Source organism: Paraburkholderia phymatum STM815, from assembly GCF_000020045.1.
Lineage (GTDB): Bacteria > Pseudomonadota > Gammaproteobacteria > Burkholderiales > Burkholderiaceae > Paraburkholderia > Paraburkholderia phymatum.
In genome coordinates this window covers 2,057,961-2,080,095 of the sequence record NC_010622.1, presented here as the reverse complement: position 1 = coordinate 2,080,095, position 22,135 = coordinate 2,057,961, and the positions used below count along the sequence as shown (strand labels likewise).

21 protein-coding genes are annotated in these 22,135 nt (G+C 64.9%); 16 read left to right on the top strand and 5 right to left on the bottom strand.

Annotated features, from left to right (window positions below; genetic code table 11):
- Positions 1–59 precede the first annotated feature (59 nt).
- From BPHY_RS09260 to BPHY_RS09245, 4 genes are all read left to right on the top strand, one after another.
- Positions 60–1,457 (top strand): NCS2 family permease, encoded by a 1,398-nt coding sequence (locus BPHY_RS09260; RefSeq protein ID WP_012401212.1) that lies wholly within the window; start codon positions 60–62, stop codon positions 1,455–1,457.
- Positions 1,458–1,570: 113 nt separating this feature from the next.
- Positions 1,571–1,993, top strand: a complete 423-nt coding sequence (locus BPHY_RS09255) for an ArsR/SmtB family transcription factor (protein ID WP_041763495.1) — start codon at positions 1,571–1,573, stop codon at positions 1,991–1,993.
- Positions 1,900–2,328: an SRPBCC family protein gene (locus BPHY_RS09250; protein ID WP_012401211.1), complete on the top strand. Its 429-nt coding sequence runs from the start codon at positions 1,900–1,902 to the stop codon at positions 2,326–2,328. Before BPHY_RS09255 ends, BPHY_RS09250 begins: the two co-directional genes overlap by 94 nt.
- A 51-nt stretch (positions 2,329–2,379) precedes the next feature.
- Complete coding sequence (locus BPHY_RS09245; protein ID WP_012401210.1) at positions 2,380–3,156, top strand: DUF899 domain-containing protein; 777 nt, start codon at positions 2,380–2,382, stop codon at positions 3,154–3,156.
- A gap of 33 nt (positions 3,157–3,189) precedes the next feature.
- Here the strand turns inward: BPHY_RS09245 and BPHY_RS09240 are convergent, their stop codons facing one another.
- Together BPHY_RS09240 and BPHY_RS09235 are read right to left on the bottom strand one after the other, a co-directional pair.
- Complete coding sequence (locus BPHY_RS09240) at positions 3,190–3,372, bottom strand: hypothetical protein (RefSeq protein WP_012401209.1); 183 nt, start codon at positions 3,370–3,372, stop codon at positions 3,190–3,192.
- Between the two features lie 146 nt (positions 3,373–3,518).
- Complete coding sequence (locus BPHY_RS09235) at positions 3,519–4,424, bottom strand: NAD-dependent epimerase/dehydratase family protein (RefSeq protein WP_012401208.1); 906 nt, start codon at positions 4,422–4,424, stop codon at positions 3,519–3,521.
- Positions 4,425–4,823: 399 nt separating this feature from the next.
- Between BPHY_RS09235 and hutH the strand changes: the two genes are divergently transcribed.
- The 8 genes from hutH to BPHY_RS09195 all read left to right on the top strand — a co-directional run bounded on the left by hutH (position 4,824) and on the right by BPHY_RS09195 (position 14,067).
- Positions 4,824–6,347: a histidine ammonia-lyase gene (hutH, locus tag BPHY_RS09230; RefSeq protein WP_012401206.1), complete on the top strand. Its 1,524-nt coding sequence runs from the start codon at positions 4,824–4,826 to the stop codon at positions 6,345–6,347.
- Between the two features lie 39 nt (positions 6,348–6,386).
- Positions 6,387–7,082 carry a histidine utilization repressor gene (gene hutC / locus BPHY_RS09225; protein WP_041763493.1) on the top strand — a complete coding sequence of 232 codons (696 nt, stop codon included), beginning with the start codon at positions 6,387–6,389 and terminating at the stop codon, positions 7,080–7,082.
- A gap of 64 nt (positions 7,083–7,146) precedes the next feature.
- Entirely contained in the window at positions 7,147–8,835 is a 1,689-nt protein-coding gene (gene hutU / locus BPHY_RS09220; RefSeq protein WP_012401204.1) for a urocanate hydratase, read from the top strand.
- Positions 8,836–8,837: 2 nt separating this feature from the next.
- Positions 8,838–9,455, top strand: coding sequence for a HutD/Ves family protein (locus BPHY_RS09215; protein ID WP_012401203.1), 618 nt, complete (start codon positions 8,838–8,840; stop codon positions 9,453–9,455).
- A 56-nt stretch (positions 9,456–9,511) separates the two neighbouring features.
- Positions 9,512–10,732, top strand: coding sequence for an imidazolonepropionase (hutI, locus tag BPHY_RS09210; protein WP_012401202.1), 1,221 nt, complete (start codon positions 9,512–9,514; stop codon positions 10,730–10,732).
- A gap of 23 nt (positions 10,733–10,755) precedes the next feature.
- Positions 10,756–12,159 carry a formimidoylglutamate deiminase gene (locus BPHY_RS09205; RefSeq protein WP_041763492.1) on the top strand — a complete coding sequence of 468 codons (1,404 nt, stop codon included), beginning with the start codon at positions 10,756–10,758 and terminating at the stop codon, positions 12,157–12,159.
- A 54-nt stretch (positions 12,160–12,213) separates the two neighbouring features.
- The gene (hutG, locus tag BPHY_RS09200) at positions 12,214–13,026 is read left to right on the top strand and encodes an N-formylglutamate deformylase (protein WP_012401200.1); all 813 of its coding nucleotides are present in this window, start codon (positions 12,214–12,216) and stop codon (positions 13,024–13,026) included.
- Between the two features lie 366 nt (positions 13,027–13,392).
- The gene (locus BPHY_RS09195; protein ID WP_012401199.1) at positions 13,393–14,067 is read left to right on the top strand and encodes a hypothetical protein; all 675 of its coding nucleotides are present in this window, start codon (positions 13,393–13,395) and stop codon (positions 14,065–14,067) included.
- A gap of 24 nt (positions 14,068–14,091) precedes the next feature.
- On the opposite strand, the gene BPHY_RS09190 is transcribed toward BPHY_RS09195, so the two are convergent.
- Positions 14,092–14,946, bottom strand: coding sequence for a LysR substrate-binding domain-containing protein (locus tag BPHY_RS09190; RefSeq protein ID WP_012401198.1), 855 nt, complete (start codon positions 14,944–14,946; stop codon positions 14,092–14,094).
- A gap of 122 nt (positions 14,947–15,068) precedes the next feature.
- Between BPHY_RS09190 and BPHY_RS09185 the strand changes: the two genes are divergently transcribed.
- A complete protein-coding gene (locus BPHY_RS09185) occupies positions 15,069–16,292 on the top strand; it encodes an aminotransferase class I/II-fold pyridoxal phosphate-dependent enzyme (protein ID WP_012401197.1) in 1,224 nt (407 codons plus the stop codon).
- Between the two features lie 143 nt (positions 16,293–16,435).
- On the top strand, positions 16,436–17,824 hold the full coding sequence (locus BPHY_RS09180; RefSeq protein ID WP_012401196.1) for an MFS transporter: 1,389 nt from the start codon (positions 16,436–16,438) through the stop codon (positions 17,822–17,824).
- A gap of 28 nt (positions 17,825–17,852) precedes the next feature.
- Here the strand turns inward: BPHY_RS09180 and BPHY_RS09175 are convergent, their stop codons facing one another.
- Positions 17,853–18,401 (bottom strand): hypothetical protein, encoded by a 549-nt coding sequence (locus BPHY_RS09175; protein ID WP_012401195.1) that lies wholly within the window; start codon positions 18,399–18,401, stop codon positions 17,853–17,855.
- A 108-nt stretch (positions 18,402–18,509) separates the two neighbouring features.
- Here BPHY_RS09175 and BPHY_RS09170 point away from each other — a divergent pair, with 108 nt between their 5' ends.
- Together BPHY_RS09170 and BPHY_RS09165 are read left to right on the top strand one after the other, a co-directional pair.
- A complete protein-coding gene (locus BPHY_RS09170; protein ID WP_041763490.1) occupies positions 18,510–19,430 on the top strand; it encodes a helix-turn-helix transcriptional regulator in 921 nt (306 codons plus the stop codon).
- Positions 19,427–21,325 carry a DUF3857 domain-containing transglutaminase family protein gene (locus BPHY_RS09165; protein ID WP_012401193.1) on the top strand — a complete coding sequence of 633 codons (1,899 nt, stop codon included), beginning with the start codon at positions 19,427–19,429 and terminating at the stop codon, positions 21,323–21,325. The genes BPHY_RS09170 and BPHY_RS09165 overlap by 4 nt, the downstream gene beginning before the upstream one ends.
- A 149-nt stretch (positions 21,326–21,474) precedes the next feature.
- Here BPHY_RS09165 and BPHY_RS09160 read toward each other — a convergent pair whose 3' ends face one another.
- Positions 21,475–21,936: a hypothetical protein gene (locus tag BPHY_RS09160; RefSeq protein ID WP_012401192.1), complete on the bottom strand. Its 462-nt coding sequence runs from the start codon at positions 21,934–21,936 to the stop codon at positions 21,475–21,477.
- Positions 21,937–22,135 lie beyond the last annotated feature (199 nt).

Genomic DNA, 22,135 nt, shown 5'->3' with positions numbered 1-22,135 from the left:
GATGACGGCGAGCCCTGCATGGCGGCCGTTTCAGCACGCTGATAAAGGAGGCACTCATCATGATGGAACCCCAGGCCCAGAGCATCGCCGAAGCCGGGAGCGAGGCGTTCGACGGCGCACGCGACGGGCAAACGGCGTTCATTGACCGCTTTTTCGGCGTCACCGCGCGCGGCAGCACGGGACGCCAGGAAATCATCGCGGGCATCACGACCTTCCTCGCAATGGTCTATTCCGTGTTCGTCGTGCCGGGCATGTTGGGCAAGGCGGGCTTCGACACCAGCGCGGTGTTCGTCGCCGTGTGCCTGACGACGGCATTCGGCTCGCTGCTGATGGGTATATGGGCACGTCTGCCCATCGCGATCGGCTGCGCGATCTCGCTGACGGCCTTCACCGCGTTCGGCCTCGTGCTCGGCAAGGGCTTGCAGCCGAATGTCGCGCTCGGCGCGGTGTTCCTGATGGGACTCGTGTTCACCGCGATTTCCGTGACGGGCGTGCGCTCGTGGATCCTGCGCAATCTTCCTGCAGGCGTCGCGCACGGCACGGGCATCGGCATCGGCCTCTTTCTGCTGCTGATCGCGGCGAACGATGTGGGTCTCGTGGTGAAGAATCCCGGGCCGGGACTGCCCGTCTCGCTCGGCCATATCACGTCGCTGCCCGTGCTGATGTCCGTGGGCGGTCTCGCCGCCATCTTCGGGCTCGTGCGTCGCCGCGTGCCGGGTTCGATCCTGATCGTGATCGTCGCGATTTCGGCGCTTGCGTTGCTGCTCGATCCCGCTGTCGCGTTTCATGGCGTGTTCGCGCTGCCGTCTCTGAGCGCGCCGGGCCACGCTTCGCTGATCGGTGCGATGGACATCAAGGGCGCGCTGTCGCTCGCCGTGCTGCCGAGCGTGCTGGCCCTCGTGATGACGGCGGTGTTCGATGCGACGGGCACGATCCGCGCGGTCGCAGGGCAAGCGGGGCAACTCGACGAGAACGGCCGCATCATCAACGGCGGCCGCGCGCTCACGGCCGATTCGCTCAGTTCGATCTTCTCGGGCTTCATGGGCGGCGCGCCGGCAGCGGCGTATATCGAATCGACCGTCGGCGTCGCAGCGGGTGCGAAGACGGGGCTGGCCGCGGCTGTCGTCGGTCTGCTGTTCCTCGTCGTGATGTTCTTCTCGCCGCTCGCCGCACTCGTGCCTTCGTATGCGACGGCGCCCGCGCTGATGTACGTGGGCCTGCTGATGTTGTCGAGCGTGAGCAAGCTGCACATGGACGACATGGTCGATTCGATGTCCGGCCTCGTGTGCGCGGTGTTCATCGTGCTGACCGCCAACATCGTGACGGGCATCATGCTCGGCTTCTGCACGCTCGTGATCGGACGGGTCGTAAGCGGCGAATGGCGCAAGCTGAATGCCGGGACGGTCGCCATCGCCGTCGTGCTGGCTGTGTTCTATCTGGGCGGCTGGGCGATCTGATCCTGCCGATGTCTGCGGCATGCAACGCGAATCAAAAGTAGACAGCCGTCGCAGACAACCCGCCGTTCGGTCCACTGCTTGACAACGCGTCGTCGCGTCATATACTTAACCTCATGGTTAAGTTTGAGGATGCCGCGCTCGACCGCACGTTCGCCGCGCTCGCCGACCCGACGCGGCGCGCGCTTTTGCAGCGTCTGTCGGCTGGCCCGGATCTGTCCGTCTCAGAACTGGCCGAGCCGTTCCCGATGTCGTTGCCGGCCGTCATGAAGCATCTGGACGTGCTCGCGGATGCCGGCCTCATCACGCGCGCCAAGACAGGCCGCACGGTCACCTGCCGTCTGTCGGCCGCGCCGATGGAGGATGCGATGGCGTGGCTGCAACACTATCAGCAGTTCTGGACGCAAGCGCTCGATCAACTGGCCGCCTACGTGGAGGAATCCGCATGTCCGCCCGCCCCAGTCTCACGCTCCAGCGACACCTCAAAGCGTCGCCCGAAAAAGTCTTCAGCGCGTGGACGGACCCGCAGCAAACCGTGAAGTGGCTGCATCCAGGCGGCTGCGACGTGCTGCTTTGGGAAATGGAGTTGAAGGTGGGCGGGCGCTTTCACATGATCATGCGCGCGCCCGATGGCGAAGAGCATGAGGTGCGCGGCGTATTCCGCGAAGTCGCGCTCAACGAAAAGCTCGTGTACACGTGGGCATTCCGCACGACGCCCGAACGTGAGTCCCTCGTCACGTTGTCGCTGAAAGCCGATGGCGATGGCACATGGCTGACGCTCACGCACGAACAGTTCTTCGACGAAGCGGCGCGCGACTCTCATCGCGCTGGATGGACGGACACGCTGGACGGACTCGAACGCTATTTCTCGTGACGGCCGCGCTAGCCCTGAACGGGCGAGCGGACCGCGCAACCGGAGGGACTGATGGAAGAGCACAGGATCGTTTCACGCGAAGCATGGCTGGCCGCGCAACGCGCGCATCTCGCGGACGAAAAGGCATTGACGCGCGCACGGGATGCGCTCGTGAAAAAGCGTCTCGCGCTGCCGTGGATGAAGATCGACAAGCGCTACACCTTCGACACAGACGAAGGCACGAAGACGCTCGACGATCTGTTCGCGGGACGCAGCCAGCTGATCGTCTATCACTTCATGTTCGGTCCCGACTGGGAGCAGGGCTGCCCGGGCTGCTCGTTCCTGTCGGATCACATCGACGGCGCGCTCGTGCATCTCGCGCACCGCGACGTGACGTACGTCGCCGTGTCGCGCGCGCCGCTCGTGAAGATCGACGCTTACCGCAAACGCATGGGATGGAAGTTTCCGTGGGTCTCGTCGTTCGGCAGCGACTTCAACTACGACTTCAACGTGTCGTTCACACCCGAACAGCAGGCCACGGGCAAGGTCGACTACAACTATGACATGCAGGGCTTCGCGATGGATGAACTGCCTGGCATGAGCGTGTTCTACAGGAACGGGAACGGCGAGATCTTCCGCACGTTCTCGGCGTACGCGCGCAGCGGCGAGCCGCTGATCGGCACGTATGCGCTGCTCGATTGCGTGCCGAAGGGCCGCGATGAAGACGAGAACAAGATGATGGGCTGGCTGCGCCGCCACGACAGTTACGAGGATGGCGCGACGGGCACGACGCTGGCGGCGGGCAAACAGCGCGCGGGCGCCTGCTGTCACGAAGGGACCCCGAAGTGAAGCGTCCGTGACAGGCTTCGTTCGGACCCGCGTTTACAGCGACAATTCGAACGCGGGACGAAGAAACACCTGGATGCCCATCACCACGAGACCCATTGCGCCCGACGCGAGCGTCAGCGTGCCGTACTCGTCGTAGCGCGAGTCGTACAGACACGCGACCACGAAGAGGATCGCGAGCAGGTTGGTGAGCCAGTCGAAATTGAGTGCAAGCAACATTGAATGATCCGGGCCCGAGCCGATAAATCGAGTTCGTCATGAACCTGATCGAACATCGCCGATTCTAGCGATGCGAGCTTACGGATAAACAACAGCGGAGCTTACGGCGTGCGCTGGCCAACGTTTTGCGCGCGGTGTCGCGCGATTTACGCGCCCTTCATCATGTCGTGTTCGATCCACTCGATCACCGACGTGCGCGCCGGCTGCCAGCCGAGCAGCGTACGGGCGCGAGTGCCGCGCACGCGGCTGTTCGAGCCGAGTCCGTACGACGCCATTTCATAGCCCCATTCGCCTATCGCCTGATCGAGCGGCCAGTCCTGCGCCGGGCCGAGATGCATCGCCTGCGCGATCGCATCCGCCATCTCGCGGAACGACGCTTCGCCGCTTTCGACGAAATAGAACGTCCCTGCGGGGCTTTTCTCGAGCGCGAGGCGGTATAGCTCGACCACGTCGTCGATGAACACGTTCGACCAGATGTTGCCGCCGCTGCCCACGTGCCGCACGATGCCGCTTTTTTGCGCCTGCCGCACGAGGCGCGGCAACTGCACGCTCGCGCTGCCTTTGACCGCGCCGTGCCCGTAGATCAGCGTATTGCACAGCACCGACGAGCGGATGCCGCGCTTCGCTGCATCGAGCACGAGATGGTCGATCGCGACGCGGGGCGCCTTGTCGGCTGTCGGTTGGGGCAGCGCATCTTCCGTATAGATCTTCGCTTCACCGCGTTCGCCGCCTGACGCATCGCCGACGATGCTCGAACCACTGGTATGCAGGAACGGCTTGTTCGAGCCGGCGAGCGCGTCGATCAGTGCTTCGACGGCCCCGCGGTGATCGCTGCTCGCCGCGTTGATGACGGCGTCGGCGGCCTGCGCCTGCGCGATGAGCAGCTCGCGGTCGTCGAGCGTGCCGACGACGGGCTCGATGCCGAGGCGCTTCAGTTCGGCCGCGTGTTCGGGGTTACGGATCAGGCCCGTCACGCGATGACCCGCGCGCACGAGACCCGCTGCAATCGACCCGCCGATAAAGCCGCTCGCGCCAGTGACGAAAATGTTCAAGGTGTTCTCCTTCGCTAGAGAAAAAATTCGATGTCTTCAGTATGGCGGCGCAGGAGTCTTGCAAAAAGCGTGTCAGTCTCAAATCAATCTTGATCTGAAATCAACAATCGGATCGCCGGGCGGCGCGCGCAGGCCGCATGCGGCCCTGCGCCGCATTTTGTCCGCTTGCCAATCGGGAAATTGGACGTGTATATACAAGTTGTCGGCGCGCCTGACGCCGGCGCCGGCGGAACCGGCCGGCGGCGTAACGGCCCGGATGGACGAAAAACGGCCGAAGCTCACGCCATACCGTGGATTCCATCTAGTGGAAACCCCTAACGACGATCTGCATAATTCGAGTTGTATATACAAGATGATGCCGCTACACTTCTCGAAATTGTATAGACAGGAACTCACATCATGATCCTTACACCCGGCTCCCTGACTCTGTCCCAACTGCGCCAGATCGCTCGCGAACAGGTCACCCTCGAACTCGATCCCGCGAGCTTCGCCGCCATCGACGCCTGCGCTCAAGCCGTCGCGGACATCGCCGCGAAGGGCGAGCCGGCGTACGGTATCAACACGGGCTTCGGTCGCCTTGCCAGCACGCATATTCCGCATGACCAGCTCGAACTGCTGCAGCGCAATCTGGTGCTCTCGCATGCGGTTGGCGTGGGTGAGCCGATGTCGCCGCCCGTCGTGCGCCTGCTGATGGCGCTCAAGCTGTCGAGCCTTGGCCGCGGCCACTCGGGCATCCGCCGCGAAGTGATGGACGCGCTGATCAAGCTGTTCAACGCCGACGTGCTGCCCGTGATCCCCGTGAAGGGTTCCGTCGGCGCATCGGGCGACCTCGCGCCGCTCGCGCATATGTCGGCCGTGCTGCTCGGCGTCGGCGAAGTGTTCGCGAAGGGTGAGCGCGTCGCGGCGACGGAAGGTCTGCGTCTCGTCGGCCTCAAGCCGTTGACGCTGCAAGCGAAGGAAGGTCTCGCGCTGCTCAACGGCACGCAGGCATCGGCGGCACTCGCGCTGTACAACATGTTCGCGATCGAAGACCTGTACCGCGTCGGCCTCGTCGCGGGTGCACTGTCCGTCGACGCAGCGGCTGGTTCCGTCAAGCCGTTCGATGCGCGCATCCACGCGCTGCGCGGCCATCAAGGCCAGATCGATGCGGCCGAGTCGTATCGCACCCTGCTCGACGGTTCGGCGATCAACCTGTCGCACCGCGATTGCGGCAAGGTACAGGACCCGTACAGCCTGCGCTGCCAGCCGCAGGTGATGGGCGCGTGTCTCGACCAGATGCGTGCCGCCGCGCAAGTGCTGCTCGTCGAAGCGAACGCCGTGTCGGACAACCCGCTGATCTTCCCGGATACGGGCGAAGTGCTGTCGGGCGGCAACTTCCACGCCGAGCCTGTCGCATTCGCCGCCGACAATCTCGCGCTCGCCGCAGCGGAAATCGGTGCGCTCGCCGAACGCCGCATCGCGCTGCTGATCGACGCGACGCTGTCGGGTCTGCCGCCGTTCCTCGTCAAGGATGGCGGCGTGAACTCGGGCTTCATGATCGCGCACGTCACGGCCGCCGCGCTCGCATCCGAGAACAAGACGCTGGCTCACCCGGCTTCCGTCGATTCGCTGCCCACGTCGGCGAACCAGGAAGACCATGTGTCGATGGCGACGTTCGCCGCGCGCAAGCTCGCCGATATCGCCGACAACACCGCGAACATCCTGTCGATCGAACTGCTCGCCGCTGCGCAAGGTGTCGATCTGCGCGCGCCGCACAAGACAAGCCCGGCGCTGCAGAAGGTGATGGAGACCGTGCGCGCGCACGTCGCGCACTACGAGCTTGACCATTACTTCGCGCCCGATATCGCCGCGATCACCAAGCTCGTGCAGGACGGCACGATCGCGAAGCACAGCCCGTTCTCGTTCATTTCCGAGCAACGCTAACTCCATCTGCTCAACGGCAGCGCGCCAGAGATGCCCAGCATGAACGCACCGGCTTATCAGGGAATCAAGGACTTCATCCTCGCCCGCATTCACGCGGGCGAATGGAGCGAAGGCCATCAGGTTCCATCGGAAAACGAGCTTGCGCGCGAATTCAACGTCGCGCGCATGACGGTCAACCGGGCGCTGCGCGAGCTGACGGCCGAGCAGGTGCTGACGCGCGTTCAGGGCTCGGGCACGTTCGTCGCGCGACCGAAGTACGAGTCGACGCTAGTCGCGATCCGCAGCATTTCCGACGAGATCGTCGCGCGCGGTCATTGCTATCACGCGAACGTGCTGCACGTGGGCGCCGCGATCGCCGACGAAGAACTCGCCGCCGAAATGCAGGTGAGCGCGGGCAGTCCCGTCTTCCATTCGCGCGTGCTGCACTTCGAGAACGACGAGCCCGTCCAGCTCGAAGAGCGCTGGGTGAATCCCGTCGTCGCCCCCGACTATGCGCTGCAGGACTTCACGAACACGACACCTAACCAGTATCTCGTGCGCGTCGCGCCGCTGCAGCGCGTTGAGTACCGCATCGAAGCCTCCGCGCCGGACGCCGACAACCGCCGGCTTCTGACGATGGACGACGCCGAACCTTGCCTCGTGCTGCACCGGCGCACGTGGTCGCAAGGGGTGGTCGCGTCCGTGGCCAATCTCTGGCACCCCGGCAACCGTTACCGGTTCACCGGCCACTTCTGATTCCGTTTTCGTTTCCGTTCAATCTTCGACTCATCACCGAGTTATCTGCGATTCCGAGGGCATCATGAACAACCCGAAGCACATCGACCCGCGTCTCGACCCATCCCGCACGATCCGCGCGCCGCGCGGCAGCGAGAAAACCTGCAAGACCTGGATCGCGGAAGCCGCGTACCGGATGATCCAGAACAACCTGGATCCCGAAGTGGCCGAGCATCCGCATGCGCTGGTGGTCTACGGCGGCATCGGCCGCGCGGCGCGCAACTGGGATTGCTACGACCAGATCCTCGCGTCGCTGAAGAACCTCGAAGAAAACGAGACGCTGCTGATCCAGTCGGGCAAGCCCGTCGGCGTGTTCCGCACGCATGCCGATGCGCCGCGCGTGCTGCTCGCGAATTCGAACCTCGTGCCGCACTGGGCGAACTGGGATCACTTCCACGAGCTCGACCGCAAGGGCCTGATGATGTACGGCCAGATGACGGCGGGCAGCTGGATCTATATCGGCAGCCAGGGGATCGTGCAGGGCACGTATGAAACGTTCTTCTCGGTGGCAAACCAGCACTTCAACGGCGATCCGAAGGGCCGCTGGATCCTGACGGGCGGTCTCGGCGGCATGGGCGGCGCGCAGCCGCTCGCGGCGACGATGGCGGGCTTTTCGATGATCGCCGTCGAATGCGACGAGACGCGCATCGACTTCCGTCTGAAGACGCGTTACGTTGACAAGAAGGCGAAGACGCTCGACGAAGCGCTCGCGATGATCGACGAAGCGAAGAAGACGGGCAACCCCGTGTCAGTCGGCCTGCTCGGCAATGCCGCCGACGTGTTCGCGGAACTGGTGACGCGCAATATCACGCCGGACTGCGTGACCGACCAGACGAGCGCGCACGATCCGATTCACGGTTATCTGCCGCAAGGCTGGAAGATCGAAGACTGGCGCGAGCGTCAGAAGACGGACCCGCAAAGCATCGTGACGCCCGCGAAGCAGTCGATGGCCAAACAGGTTCAGGCGATGCTCACGCTGCAGGAACGCGGCGCGGCCACACTCGACTACGGCAACAACATCCGTCAGATGGCGCTGGAAATGGGCGTGCAGAACGCGTTCGATTTCCCGGGCTTCGTGCCCGCGTATATCCGGCCGCTTTTCTGCGAAGGCAAGGGCCCGTTCCGCTGGGTCGCGCTGTCGGGCGATCCCGAAGACATCTACAAGACGGATGCGAAGGTCAAGGAACTGATTCCCGACGATTCGCACCTGCACAACTGGCTCGACATGGCGCGCGAACGCATTGCGTTCCAGGGGCTGCCGGCGCGTATCTGCTGGGTCGGCGTGAAGGATCGCTATCGCCTCGGCCAGGCATTCAACGAGATGGTCAGGAAGGGCGAGCTGAAAGCGCCCATCGTGATCGGTCGCGATCACCTGGACACGGGTTCGGTGGCGAGCCCGAACCGCGAAACGGAATCGATGAAAGACGGCTCGGATGCTGTCAGCGACTGGCCGCTGCTCAACGCACTGCTGAACACGGCAGGCGGTGCGTCGTGGGTATCGCTGCATCACGGCGGCGGCGTCGGCATGGGCTTCTCGCAGCACTCGGGCGTCGTGATCGTCGCTGACGGAACGGACGCCGCGCATGAGCGCCTCGGCCGCGTGCTCTTCAACGATCCCGCGACGGGCGTGATGCGTCACGCGGACGCCGGCTACGAACTCGCGCAGCAGACGGCGCGCGAAGCCGGTCTCAAGCTGCCCATGCTGGGCCGCTGAGCATGACGACGGGCGCGGCAACGACGACGGTCATGCGCGGCGCGGAACTCGTGGCGTCGCCGTGGAAGAACGGCGGCGGCGTCACGCGCGAAGTCGCCGTGTTTCCCGAAGGCGCAGCACTCGATACGTTCGTGTGGCGCGTGAGCGTCGCCGACGTCGCGCAAGCGGGGCCGTTCTCGCGTTTTGCGGACATCGACCGGACGCTCGTGCTGTTGTCGGGCGCGGGCATGCTGCTCGACGAAGCGGGCGGTGCGACGCATGCGCTGCGCGAGCCTCTGGCTATCGCGCGTTTCGAAGGCGAGACGGCGGTCGATGCACGTCTCGTCGACGGCGCGACGCGCGACTTCAATCTGATGGTGCGGCGTGGCGCGGCAACGGGCGACGTCGACGTGTGGCGCGATACGCATCGCGCGCGAGTCGATGCCGACGTCGTACTGCTGTTCTGCGCGCAAGGCGAACTGCGCGTCACGACAGGCGAGGGCGCGTCTGCCACGGCAACGGTGCTCGCGACGAACGACACCTTGCGCGTCGACCATGCCCGCGCACTGTCATGCGAAGTCGAAGGCACGGGCGCGTTGCTTGCCGTCAGCATCCGCTACACGAAACCACCGCGAGCCTGACCGCTCGCGCACCAGGCTCGCACACCAGGCCTGCACACCACACGGACAGCCCGGCCATGAAGCAAACCGTCTGGAACCATCTGAAGCTCTGCCCTCAGGGCGATCCCGCTCAAACGATCGACGACGCCGCGATCGCTGTCGAGAACGGCCGCATCGTGTGGCTCGGCGCGGTGCGCGAACTGCCAGCGCAGTATGCCGCGTGGCCGCGCGAAGACCTTGGCGGCGCGTGGGTGACGCCGGGTCTCGTCGATTGCCATACGCATCTGGTGTATGGCGGCCAGCGCGCCGACGAATTTGCACAGCGTCTCGCGGGCGTCAGCTACGAAGAGATTGCGAAGCAGGGCGGCGGCATCGTATCGACGGTACGCGCGACGCGTGCCGCCGACGAGGCGTCGCTCTTCGCGCAATCGGCGGCGCGCCTTGAAGCGATGCTCGCCGAAGGCGTTACTGCCATCGAAATCAAATCCGGCTATGGGCTCGATCTGCAAAGCGAGCGCAAGATGCTGCGCGTCGCGCGGCAACTCGGCGAACGTTACCCTGTGAAGGTCTATACGACGTTTCTCGGCGCGCATGCGTTGCCGCCCGAATTCGCGAGCCGCGCCGACGATTACATCGACGAAGTCTGCGAGGGCATGCTGCCCGCGCTCGCGGATGAAGGACTCGTCGATGCCGTCGACGTGTTCTGCGAACGCATCGGCTTTTCGCTCGAACAGAGCGAGCGCGTGTTCAATGCGGCCGCGCGCCACGGGCTGCCCGTCAAGATGCATGCGGAGCAGTTGTCGAATGCCGGCGGCACGGCGCTCGCCGCGCGCTACGGCGCCTTGTCGGCGGACCATCTGGAGTTTCTCGACGAAGCGGGCGTCGCCGCGATGAAGGAGGCGGGCACGGTCGCCGTGCTGCTGCCGGGCGCTTACTACTTCATCCGCGAAACGCAGTTGCCGCCCGTCGAACTGTTGCGCCGCTACGGCGTGCCCATCGCGATTTCGACGGACAGCAATCCGGGCACTTCGCCCGCCACGTCGTTGCCGCTCATGATGAACATGGCGACGACGCTGTTCCGGATGACGGTGCCCGAGGTGCTGCGAGGCGTGACGTGCCACGCGGCGCAGGCGCTCGGCAAAGCCGATACGCATGGCACGCTCGCCGTGGGCCGGGCCGCCGACTTCGCAGTATGGTCGGTGCAATCGCTCGCGGAACTTGCGTACTGGATCGGACGGCCGCTGTGCGAGCGCGTCGTGCGCGGCGGCGAAACCGTCCATCTGCGTCACGCCCGATGAGCCAGACCCGAACGGAATCGAACATGACTGAAGCCACTCAATCGCTATTTGCCGATCACGCGTATCTGCCCGAAGGCTGGCGGCGCAATGTGCTGCTGCAATGGGACGCGCAGGGCGCGCTCGTCGCCGTCACGCCCGACGCGCCAGCGCCCGCAGGCGTCGCTAAGGCGCACGGCCCGGTGTTGCCCGGCATGCCAAATCTGCATTCGCATGCATTCCAGCGCGCGATGGCGGGCCTCACCGAATATCGCGCCGCATTGGGCAAGGGCGTCGTCGACAGCTTCTGGTCGTGGCGCGACCTGATGTACCGCTTTGCCGCACGCATCACGCCGGAAGGACTCGCGTCGATCGCGCAATGGCTGTACATCGAGATGCTGAAGGCGGGGTACACGTCCGTCTGCGAGTTCCATTATGTGCATCACATGCAGGACGGCGGGCGCTATGCGAACGAGGCCGAACTCGCGCAGCGCGTGGTCGATGCTGCAAGCGAGAGCGGCATCGGCATCACGATGCTGCCCGTGCTGTATCAGTACGCAGGATTCGGCGCGCAGCCGCCGCGCGACGATCAGCGCCGCTTCATCAACACGCCCGATAGTCTGCTCGCGTTGCTCGACACGCTGCGTCGCGCTCGCCCCGAACATGGCGCGTTGCGCTATGGCGTCGCGCCGCATTCGTTGCGCGCGGTATCGAACGATTCGCTGCGCGCGCTGCTGAATGGGCTCGATGCGATGTCGCCAGGTGCACCCGTGCACATTCATATCGCCGAACAGACGGCGGAAGTGGACGCGTGCGTCGAAACGGAAGGCGCGCGGCCGGTGCAATGGCTGCTCGATCGCTTCGACGTCGACGCGCACTGGTGCCTCGTGCACGCGACGCATGTCGATGCCGATGAAACTGCCAGGCTCGCGAAAAGCGGCGCGATCGCGGGGTTGTGCCTGACGACGGAAGCGAATCTCGGCGACGGCATTTTCCCCGCGCATGATTATCTTGCGCTGAAGGGGCGCATCGGCGTCGGCAGCGACAGCCATATCGGCGTCGACTGGCGCGCGGAACTGCGGCTGCTCGAATACGGTCAACGTCTGTCGAGGCGCCAGCGCAACGTGCTCGCGTCAGCGGACATGCCGCGCGTGGCGGACCGCCTCTATGCAGGGTCGCTGGAAGGCGGCGCGCTCGCGACGGGCCGCGCCGTCGGTGCATTGAAGGCGGGCGCGCGCGCCGATTTCATGGTGCTCGATGCGAACCATCCGAACCTCGCGGAACAGCCGGGCGACGCGTGGCTATCGGGTGTCGTATTCTGCGAGCATGGCGAAACGCCTGTGCGCGACGTGTACGCGGGCGGCGCGAAAGTCGTCGACAATCGTCGACATCGCGACGAAGACGAGGCGTACGCGAACTATCGCGCGGCCCTCGCCGAACTGCTGAAGTGAAGCGCAAGTCTCGCGCTGCCGCATGACGACTCAACCTTGGGAAGCACCGACGACATGACTGCTACCGACACCTTGCCCGTCTTCTCGCTACATCGGGGAAGCCTGCCGTTCCTGATCTCGATCCCGCATCTGGGCACGCGCATTCCCGCCGATATCGCCGCGCAGATGACGGACGTTGCCGCGCGCACCGACGATTGCGACTGGCATCTCGATCGCCTGTATGCATTCGCGAAACGGATGGGCGCATCGATGCTCACGCCCACTTACGCGCGCTACGTTATCGATCTGAACCGTCCGCCCGATGGCGCCAATCTCTATCCGGGACAGGATACGACGGGTCTATTGCCCGTCGATACGTTCGACAAGGAGCCGCTCTATCGCGATGGCCGCCTGCCCGACGACGCCGAAGTCGCGCGGCGTCGCGACGCGTACTGGAAGCCGTATCACGAAGCGTTGCAGCGCGAGCTTGCCGCATTGACCGCGCAGCACGGCAAGGTGCTGCTGTGGGAAGCGCATTCGATCCGCTCGCATGTGCCGCGCTTTTTCGATGGACGGCTCCCCGATTTCAACTTCGGGACCTCGAACGGCGCGAGTGCGGTAGCAGGGCTCGCCGAAGCACTGGCGCAAGTCGTCGAAGAACATGGCGGCTATACGGCCGTGGCGAACGGGCGATTCAAGGGCGGTTACATCACGCGCCACTACGGCCAGCCCGAGCGGAACGTGCATGCGGTGCAACTGGAGCTATCGCAGATCACCTACATGCAGGAACACATGCCTTATGCGTACGACGACGCGCTCGCCGCAAAAATCGAGCCGCTGCTCGACAAGCTCGTGAAGACCGCGCTCGCTCGCGTCGCGGCTGCCTGAGTACATCGAGGCACGGCTGAGCGCAGCATGAGCGCGTGGTCCCGCGCGTCGCGCTTCGGGGCGTCCGTCAGGACGCTCCACTCGTTCCCTCTCTCATCGGCCACCTGAAGAATCCACATGCCTCGCTGCGCATGTGGAACGCCGAGCGCCACCCTGGGTCAATTCATCGGAGACGTGCACACGCTGCGATGTGCACCAGTGTTGTCTTTGTGCCGCATCCGCTGTGCGAATCTGGTTGCGCGCCGCGTGACGATGCGTCTATCTTTGTCGGACGCGGCGCACGGGCATGCGCCATGCGCGCGTGCCGACAGGTCACGCGGGCAGACAGGCGCCAGCAGCAAGAGACTGATGAAGGAAGACCCAGCAATGGAATATTCCGACGAATCCCTGCTTCCCATCTGGCGAGCCAACCTCGCCCTGTTGACGCGCGAAGTCGGCGCGGCCACGCGTCTTGCGAGGATGATGACCTTCTCCGCGTCGTACCTCAAGCTGATGCTCGCGGGCCAGCGCGACTTCAGCGAAGAATTCGTGCGCGGCGTCGAAGCGGTGACGGGGCTGCCAGGCGGCTGGATGAATGCGCCACACGATGCGTCCGAGGTTCCCGACAATGCGCGCGACGCCATCGACAACGAAACGCCCTTGGCGCGTTTTCGCGGCACCGCGCATCCCGTTCGCAAGAAGTCGGTGCTGCGTCCGCCGGAGCCGATCTTCGGCCAGCAACCGCAGCGCCGTCCTGAAGACGAGGTCGTCGAAGCCGAACTGCACCGGCGTCAGGCCTATTTCCGCAAGGTGCGCGATCTCGCTGTGCAAGAGGTGCGGCGTTTCGAGCGTTCGCTGACGCATCCGCCTGTCGAGTTCGCTTCGGTGCGCACGAAAGTCGAAGACCTGCTGTCAGCCGCCGAACACGACGATCCCATCCTCGCTGATCTCGCCGGCCGTCTCGAACAGATCGACAAGCATCGCAGCATGCTGTTGCGTCATACGGAACGGCTGCATGCGTTGCTCGTGCAACTGGGCGAAGAGAGAGGCGAAGAGAGCTGAATGCAGCGCGCCGCGCCGGCGTGATCAATCGCGCAGTTCGCTGAGAATCTGCTCGGCCAGATAGTCGCACGGCGGCCGGTTCGAGCGCGCGCTGCGCGCAAGGATAATTTCCAGTTCCGGCAGTTTCGGCAGCCCATGCTGACGCCCCAGTGTGACGAAGCGGTCGGGCACCGCGCAGCGCGCCAGCGGCGCGACGGCGAGGCCCGCTTCGACCATGCTCAAGAGACCCATCAGACTCGGACTTTCATACGACGTGCGATACGCGATCTTCGCGCGCTCCAGCGTTTGAATCGCGTTGGCGCGCGCGACGCTGCCGATGCCGAACAGCGCGATGGGAAGCGGGCGCTCTTTCCACACTTCGCGCCCTGCGGCGGAGGTGCCCGCCCACACCATCGGTTCGAGCCGGATGAATTCTCCCGCGAGGCCCTTCACGCGCGTCACGCACGCGAGGTCGATCTTGTTGTCCTTCAGGAGCGGCGCGAGCGCATTGCTCGGCAGGCTCACCACCTGGATCTCGACCTTCGGATACGTCGCCGAGAAGTCGCGCAGCACGGACGGCAAGAGGGACGACGCGTAGTCGTCCGGCACGCCGATCGCGACGCGGCCCGTCACTTCCGGATGCACGATGGACGCCCACGCTTCGTCGCGCAACGCGAGCATGCGGCGCGCGTAGCTGAGCAGCACCTGGCCCTCCTGCGTGAGCGTGACGCTGCGCGGCCCACGCACGAACAGCGCCTTGCCGATGGCGGTTTCGAGCGAGCGGATCTGCATGCTCAGCGCCGATTGCGAACGATGCACGAGCGTCGCGCCGCGCACGAAGCTGCCCGTATCCGCAATGGCGACGAACATCGCGAGCACATCGAGATCGAGAGCTTTCATCCGCTTGCATCCTCCCCAGTGCCATCAGGATTATTGATCGAAATGTTCAATATAACGCGTTTGTCTGAACTCAGGGGCGGCGGCATACTCGGTTCACACATCGCATGTCAAACGGGGACATCATGACCACGCCGACCACCTACGACGAATTCAAACAGCTTGCGATGCGGCTCGACATGTCGCGCGGCAAGCCGTCGCCCGAACAACTGGACCTGTCGCGGGCGCTGCTCGACGAAGCGGGCACGACTGGCTTCCTGTCGCGCGACGGCATCGACTGCCGTAATTACGGGCATGTGCTCGGCTTGCCTGAGGCGCGCGAACTGGGTGCACAATTGCTCGGCGTCGATGATGCGCAAGTGGTCGCGGCGGGCAATTCGAGCCTCGAACTGATGCACGACGCGCTTGCTTTCGCGATGCTGCATGGCTTGCCCGACTGCGCGCCGTGGTGCAGGCAGGGCGAGGTTGCGTTCCTGTGTCCTGTGCCCGGTTACGACCGGCACTTCGCGATCTGCGAGGCGCTTGGCATCCGCATGATTGCCGTGCCGACGACGCAGGACGGCCCCGACATGGACATGGTCGAAGCGCTGGTGAAAAACGATGCGTCCGTCAAGGGCATCTGGTGCATGCCGCTTTACAGCAACCCGAGCGGCGCGATCTGGTCGGCGGAAACGATCGAACGGCTCGCCGCGCTGCCTGCCGCCGCGAATGATTTCCGGCTCTTGTGGGACGATGCGTATCGCTTCCATCATCTGACGGACACGGCCCGCACCACGCCCAATATCGTCGAACTGTGCGAACGGGCAGGGCATGCCGATCGTGCGCTCGTGTTCGCTTCGCTGTCGAAGGTCACGGTGGCGGGCGGCGGCATCGCGTTTCTGGCTTCATCGGCGCGCAATATCGGCTGGTGGCAAAAGCAGATGAGCGTGCGGACGATCGGTCCCGACAAGCTGAACCAGCTGCGCCACGTGCGCTATCTGCGCGACCGCGAAGGGCTCGAACGTTTGATGGCGAAGCATCGCGCGCTGCTGCGTCCGAAGTTCGACGCAGTGATCTCCACCTTCGAAACCTTGCTTGGCGATCTGCCCGATGTGTCGTGGAATCGTCCTGAAGGCGGCTATTTCATCAGCCTGTATGTGCCGAAGGGCCACGCCAAACGCACCGTTGCACTCGCGGCCGAGGCGGGGCTCGTGCTGACGCCGGCGGGCGCCGCGTATCCGTACGGACGCGACGACGACGACCGGCATTTGCGCATCGCGCCGACGTTCCCGTCGCTCGACGAAGTGAAGCTCGCAGCGCGTGGCATCGCGCTTGCCGTGCGGCGCGCGCTCGAAGACACGGCGCGTTGACGATGCGTTTTGCGGCGGCCTTCGCGTCAGCGCCGTGCCGTCCGCGATCCATCGGTGCGATTCATGGCGTGCGCAACAAACGGTAATGCCGTCGTCCACAGTGACGCTCGCCACATGCCGCCGTTTTGCGGTAAAAGAAAAGGATGACCGACCGCGCCCGCATCATTCCGCTGATCGTTGCCTGTCCTTTGTTCCTGCAAAACCTCGATACGTCGATCATGGCGACCGCGCTGCCTTCCATCGCGCGCTCGCTCGGCGTCGAGGCGCTGCATCTGAATCTCGCGATCACTTCCTATCTGCTGAGCCTTGCCGTGTGCCTGCCGGCGAGCGGCTGGCTTGCCGACCGCTTTGGCGCGCGCCGCGTGTTCTGCTCGGCGATCGGCCTGTTTTCTCTGGCGTCGGCGTTATGCGGAATCGCCATGTCCCTGCCGCAGCTCGTCGTGTTTCGCGTGCTGCAGGGCATGGGCGGCGCGATGATGGTGCCCGTCGGCCGGTTGATCCTGCTGCGCAGCGTGCCGCCCGCGCGCATGGTGGCGGCGATGGTGTGGTTCACGGTGCCGGGCGCGGTGGGGCGGCTCGCGGGACCGCTGCTCGGCGGCGTGGTGGTGACGTTCACGTCGTGGCGCTGGATCTTCCTGTTGAACGTGCCGTTTGGCGTGATCGGCGTGCTGTGCGCGCTCGCGTTCATCGAAGACACGCATGACGCGCTCGACGAGCGCTTCGATCTGCCCGGGTTCATCCTCCTGTCGACGGGGCTCGTCGGTCTGGTCGGCGGGCTGGATACGGCGGGCCGCGGGCTCGTGCCGCAATGGGTCACCTTCGCGTTCACGGGCACGGGTGCGCTGTCGATGCTGCTGTATTGGCTGTATAGCCGCCGTCACGCCGATGCGATCATCGATCCCTTGCTGCTGCGCTACAAGGCATACCGGACGGCTGTGCTCGGCGGGATGCCGCTGCGCATCGGCATCGGCGCGTCGCCGTTCCTGATGCCGTTGATGCTGCAGCTCGGGTTCGGCCTGTCGCCGCTCACGTCGGGATCGCTGAGCGTGGCGACGGCGGTCGGCTCGCTCGCCGTGCGCGGCGTGATGAGCACCGCGATCCGGCGCATCGGCTTTCGCACGCTGCTGATCGCTGCGACGTGCGTGACGGGTTGCTTCTACGCGTGCTATGGGCTCTTCAGGCCCGGCACGCCGCATCTGCTGATCTTTTGCGTGCTGCTGGTGGGCGGCCTGTTCAATTCGCTCGCGATGGTCACGCTCAACACGCTTGGCTATGCCGACATGCCCAAGCCGAAGATGAGCCGTGCGACGGCGCTGTCCGGCATGGCGCAGCAACTGTCGGTGAGTCTCGGCGTGGCGTTCGGCGCGTCGCTGCTCGTTCTGACGGCCCGTCTGCACGGCGGCAGCGCCGCACATCTCGCCGCGCGCGATTTCTCACCGGCGTTCTTCGTGGTGGGCGCGGCCGTGCTGTGCTCGCTGTTCTTCTTCGTGAAGCTGTCGAAGGAGGAGGGCGCGCAGTTGCGGCAGCTCTGATCGGGCGGCGCGGCGCGCTTGCAACGTGCTAGCCGCGCCTGCGCCGCGCGACGAACTCGCCTTCCAGATTCCACGTGACGCCGTCCGGCGCGAGCGCGACGCCTGTCCAGCGGAACGCGTCGTCGGTGATGTCGGTGAAGTTCCAGCGGATGGGCGTGCCGTTCGCGTGCGTGCCGATCTGCACGATATCGCGGCCGATTCTTCGGCCGATCAGTTCGTCGCGTTGTCCGTTCGCAGGGTTGATATAGGTGACGCGCCACGCTTCGATGGCGGGGTCCCAGACGCGCAACGTCGTGCCGTACATGTCGAAGCCGGGCTGGCGCGAGGCGCCGCGTTCCGTGCGACGCGGCATGATCCACACGTCCTGCACCGCACGGCCTTCGAGCGCCCAGCCGAAGTGAATCTCGCCCGTCAGATGGCGCTCGCGGACGTCGACGCGATAGTGCAGCACGTCCATGTCCCAACTGCCGACGAGCCGACCGTACAGGTCGTGCGCGGCGTCAATATCGGCCGCGCGGCCGGGTGCGCCGAGTGCCGCGTGAAATCCGCGGGCGAGACCCTGATCCAATGCATTCATTGAACGTTGCTCCCTCTGCCGAAGTCGATTGAAAGGGGCGGCGACGCTTCGCGCCGCGCCTGCCGCCGTTGTGATAAAACCAGCATACGGACCCCACGAGGTGACATCTTGGGAAAAATTGCCGTCGATCTCGAAGCCGCTCTGGCACGCCGCGACGCGCGAGGCGTGGCCGGGGACATGCGGATGCGCACGCTGGCGGCGGGCGACGGCTGGTCGGCGACGGACGTGCTGTGCACCTTCGGGCCGTGCGACCGTCCATTCGAGGAGCAGCATGCGGGCGTGTGCATCGCGATGGTGGTGGCGGGGTCGTTCGGCTACCGGTCGGCGGCGGGTCGCGAACTGCTCACCCCGGGCTCGCTGCTGCTCGGCAACGCAGGCGCATGCTTCGAATGCGGCCATCGGCATACGCGCGGCGACCGCTGCGTGTCGTTTCACTATCAGCCCGCGTACTTCGAGCGGTTAGCCGCGGACATGGGCCTGTCCCGTGCCGATGCATCGTTTCCGTACAGCAGCATGCCGCCGCTAAGGGTCTTTTCCTCATTGATCGCACGGGCTTGCAGCGGGGCGACGCATCGTGCGTCTTGCGTCGCGTGGGACGAACTCGCGGTCGAGCTCGCCGATCTGACGCTGCGCTCGACGCAAGCCGATGCGAAGCGCCGTGCGCGTGCGACGAGCGCGAGCGCCTGGTCGCGAGTCACGCAGGCCGTGCGCCTGATCGACGAAACGCCTGATGCGCCCCATACCCTTGCGAGATTCGCGCAACTGTGCGGTCTGTCCGATTTCTACTTTCTGCGCAGTTTCGAACGCGTTACGGGCGTGACGCCGCATCAATACGTGCTGCGCGCGCGCCTGCGTCATGCGGCGCTGCGACTCGCCGACGAGGACGCGAAGATCGTCGATATTGCGCTCGATAGCGGCTTCAACGACGTATCCAATTTCAATCACGCGTTTCGCGCCGAATTCGCGATGAGTCCGCGCACATGGCGCATGCAGCGCCGCGCACGGCGTTGCGAGGCGCGTGAGACATGAGCCGCCGCGTGCACAGGCTGCGCGCGGCCGCCATGCTGCCGCTGCTGGTCTGTGCCTGCGGCGCGCCGACCGTGTGCGCGCAGGAACGCGTCGCGTCCGACGATGTGCCGCCATCGACGATCGAACGGGACGTGCATCTGTTCGTCGTGCAGAAGGACGGCTCGATCGAGGAGCACGACGACACGATCCTGCGCGCGAACACGACGAGCGGCGTCGACGACATCGCCCAGCGCTACGTGTGGTTCAACAAGGACATCGAACAGGTGCAGCTGCTCGCGGCGGAGACAATCGATCGCGACGGTGTCGCGCATCCCGTTGGCCCCGATGGCATTCGCGATGTGCAGGAGCCGCGCTCGGCCGGGGCGCCGACCTTCCAGGACGGCGTGCTGCGCACGGTGATTTTTCCTGGAATCGAGCCGGGTGCGCGCGTGCATCTCGCGTTTCGCAAGACACGCTCGGTGCCGCTGCAAGGCGGGACGTTTGCGTATTTCGTCGAGCCGACGCGCGGGCCTGTCGACATGCAGCAGTTGATCTTCGATCTGCCCGCCGACGTCCCGCTCCATGCCGACGCCCGCGGCTATGTCGCGTTGCCGCCCGTCACGGAGAACGGCCGCACGCGCTATACCTTCGAGTATCGGCATGGGCCGTATGCGCCCATCGAGGCGGGCGCCGTCGGCTACGCGAGCTGGGGCGACCGGCTGATGGTGTCGACGACGCGCGATTTCGCGTCGTTTGCGCAGCGCTATCGCACGGCGGCGCAGGACCCGACGTGGCGCGACCCTGCCGTTGCACAACTCGCGCAAGCGCTGACGGCGCATGCCGGCGACCCGCGTGAGAAGGCGCACATCCTGTACGACTGGGTGCGGCTGAACATCCGCTATGTCGCGCTGTTTCTCGGCGAGACGGCGGCCGTGCCGCACAAGGTCAGCGATATCCTGCGCAACCGTTATGGCGATTGCAAGGATCACGTCGCGCTGTACGGCGCGATGCTCGCGGCCGTGGGCATCGACAGTCAGGCGGTGCTGCTCAATCTGGGGCCTGTTTATACGCTGCCCGATGTGCCGGGGTACGGCGCGGGCGCGATCAATCACGCGATCACGTGGATTCCTTCGTTGAATCTTTACGCGGACACGACGGCGGGCGGGGTCGGCTTCGGTTATCTGCCGCCCGGCGCGATGGACCGGCCCGTGCTGCTCGTCGACGACGGTGTGCTTGCGCGTACGCCGGCGACGCAGGAACGCGGCCGCAATGCGCGGCTTGCGATCGATATCGACGGGACGGGGACGGCGGCTTTCACGTATCGCGTCGAAGACGTGGGCTTGCCGGCGGAACTCGAGCGCAACGTGTTTCGGCGCGCGACGCGGCAGCGTTGGCAGCAGATTGCCGCCGACCGTTTGCGGCAGACAGGATTGCATGGCATCGCGCGGATGCAGCCGGGGGAGCTGACGGCGACGTCAGGCCCGTTTGCGATTGCGATGCAGGGGACGTTGGATCACTTTACGTGGCCTGACGGCACGACGGCATTGCCTGCGTTGACGAGCCTGTCGGGGGGCATTGCGACGCAGGTGCAGGTGTGGCTCGCCGAACGGGAGCGTACGCAGCCGTGGGTCTGCATCGGTGGAGATTTCGATGAGACGGCATTGATTACGCTGCCCGATACGGTGCGCGTCACCGATTTGCCCGTCGATACTGAGGTGCGGGATCGGTTTTTCGACTATCAGTCGCATTATGTCTTTGATCCTGCTGCGCGGCTTGTGCAGATCACCCGGCGGCTTCGCGCGGTGTTCGGGCACCAGGTGTGTAGTGCCGATGAGTTCGCTCAGGCGCGAAGTTCTCTTGTGAGGATTGAACGCGATGCGTTGGCGCAAATCGTGGTGCGGGCTGGCGGGCGGTAGGCTTTCTCGGTTTTTGTTGTCTGCGACGCAGTCGATGTTCTTGCCTGCGGCGCGGCGTTGCCGGTTTTTTCTTCGCGGATGCCAGCGCAGCACTCAAAACCAAGACCGAGGATGTCGGTGAAAGAGCGCAACACGACACAACAACAGACCTACTGCTCCCCATGCAGCCGCAGCAGTTCCTCCCGCAACCGCAGCAGTGGTTCCTTGACTTCATCCTCGGCCCAGGTGTCGAGGTCGTCAATGGCCCGCTGACACCCGTCGAGCACGACATCAAGATCAACAGGCACCCCATTGGCGATCGCAAACTGAATAGTCTCAGCAAACTGCTGACACTCGTCTTCGCCATACGAAATATCGAGGTTATCGCCAATCACGACGGCGATATTGCTACGCGCCTTGTCATCGGGCGTCACCATATCGATGATGCCTCGTGCTACAGCGGGCGAATAGTAGAGCGCAATATCGAGCCATTGCGCGGCGTCGAAGTCCGCTTCGCCGAATTGCGCTTCGAAGAATTCGATCGCTTCCTGCTCATGCGCCTCGTCTGCGTCGACGCTGATGCATAACTCTTCAAACTGCTCTTCACGTTCGCTGCGGATTGTGCCGTCCATTCGTGCCTCTTTTGCCTGTGTTGCCCATGCCATTAAAACGCCGCGCAAAGTTCGCGCGGCAGGCATTATAGGACGTCAGGCTGACAGGCACGTGCAACATGCCGCGCACATGCGCTGACACTATGCAAAGCCTTCGCCTCCGGGTACGTGGACCGGAGTGTTCTCTCGCCCCCCGGCGGATGGAGGCGATAATCGCCGC

Coding starts and splice junctions, on each gene's coding strand:
- BPHY_RS09260 (WP_012401212.1), top strand. CDS start 60: ATGATGGAACCCCAGGCCCAGAGCATCGCCGAAGCCGGGAGCGAGGCG.
- BPHY_RS09255 (WP_041763495.1), top strand. CDS start 1,571: ATGGTTAAGTTTGAGGATGCCGCGCTCGACCGCACGTTCGCCGCGCTC.
- BPHY_RS09250 (WP_012401211.1), top strand. CDS start 1,900: ATGTCCGCCCGCCCCAGTCTCACGCTCCAGCGACACCTCAAAGCGTCG.
- BPHY_RS09245 (WP_012401210.1), top strand. CDS start 2,380: ATGGAAGAGCACAGGATCGTTTCACGCGAAGCATGGCTGGCCGCGCAA.
- BPHY_RS09240 (WP_012401209.1), bottom strand. CDS start 3,372: ATGTTGCTTGCACTCAATTTCGACTGGCTCACCAACCTGCTCGCGATC.
- hutH (WP_012401206.1), top strand. CDS start 4,824: ATGATCCTTACACCCGGCTCCCTGACTCTGTCCCAACTGCGCCAGATC.
- hutC (WP_041763493.1), top strand. CDS start 6,387: ATGAACGCACCGGCTTATCAGGGAATCAAGGACTTCATCCTCGCCCGC.
- hutU (WP_012401204.1), top strand. CDS start 7,147: ATGAACAACCCGAAGCACATCGACCCGCGTCTCGACCCATCCCGCACG.
- BPHY_RS09215 (WP_012401203.1), top strand. CDS start 8,838: ATGACGACGGGCGCGGCAACGACGACGGTCATGCGCGGCGCGGAACTC.
- hutI (WP_012401202.1), top strand. CDS start 9,512: ATGAAGCAAACCGTCTGGAACCATCTGAAGCTCTGCCCTCAGGGCGAT.
- BPHY_RS09205 (WP_041763492.1), top strand. CDS start 10,756: ATGACTGAAGCCACTCAATCGCTATTTGCCGATCACGCGTATCTGCCC.
- hutG (WP_012401200.1), top strand. CDS start 12,214: ATGACTGCTACCGACACCTTGCCCGTCTTCTCGCTACATCGGGGAAGC.
- BPHY_RS09195 (WP_012401199.1), top strand. CDS start 13,393: ATGGAATATTCCGACGAATCCCTGCTTCCCATCTGGCGAGCCAACCTC.
- BPHY_RS09190 (WP_012401198.1), bottom strand. CDS start 14,946: ATGAAAGCTCTCGATCTCGATGTGCTCGCGATGTTCGTCGCCATTGCG.
- BPHY_RS09185 (WP_012401197.1), top strand. CDS start 15,069: ATGACCACGCCGACCACCTACGACGAATTCAAACAGCTTGCGATGCGG.
- BPHY_RS09180 (WP_012401196.1), top strand. CDS start 16,436: ATGACCGACCGCGCCCGCATCATTCCGCTGATCGTTGCCTGTCCTTTG.
- BPHY_RS09175 (WP_012401195.1), bottom strand. CDS start 18,401: ATGAATGCATTGGATCAGGGTCTCGCCCGCGGATTTCACGCGGCACTC.
- BPHY_RS09165 (WP_012401193.1), top strand. CDS start 19,427: ATGAGCCGCCGCGTGCACAGGCTGCGCGCGGCCGCCATGCTGCCGCTG.
- BPHY_RS09160 (WP_012401192.1), bottom strand. CDS start 21,936: ATGGACGGCACAATCCGCAGCGAACGTGAAGAGCAGTTTGAAGAGTTA.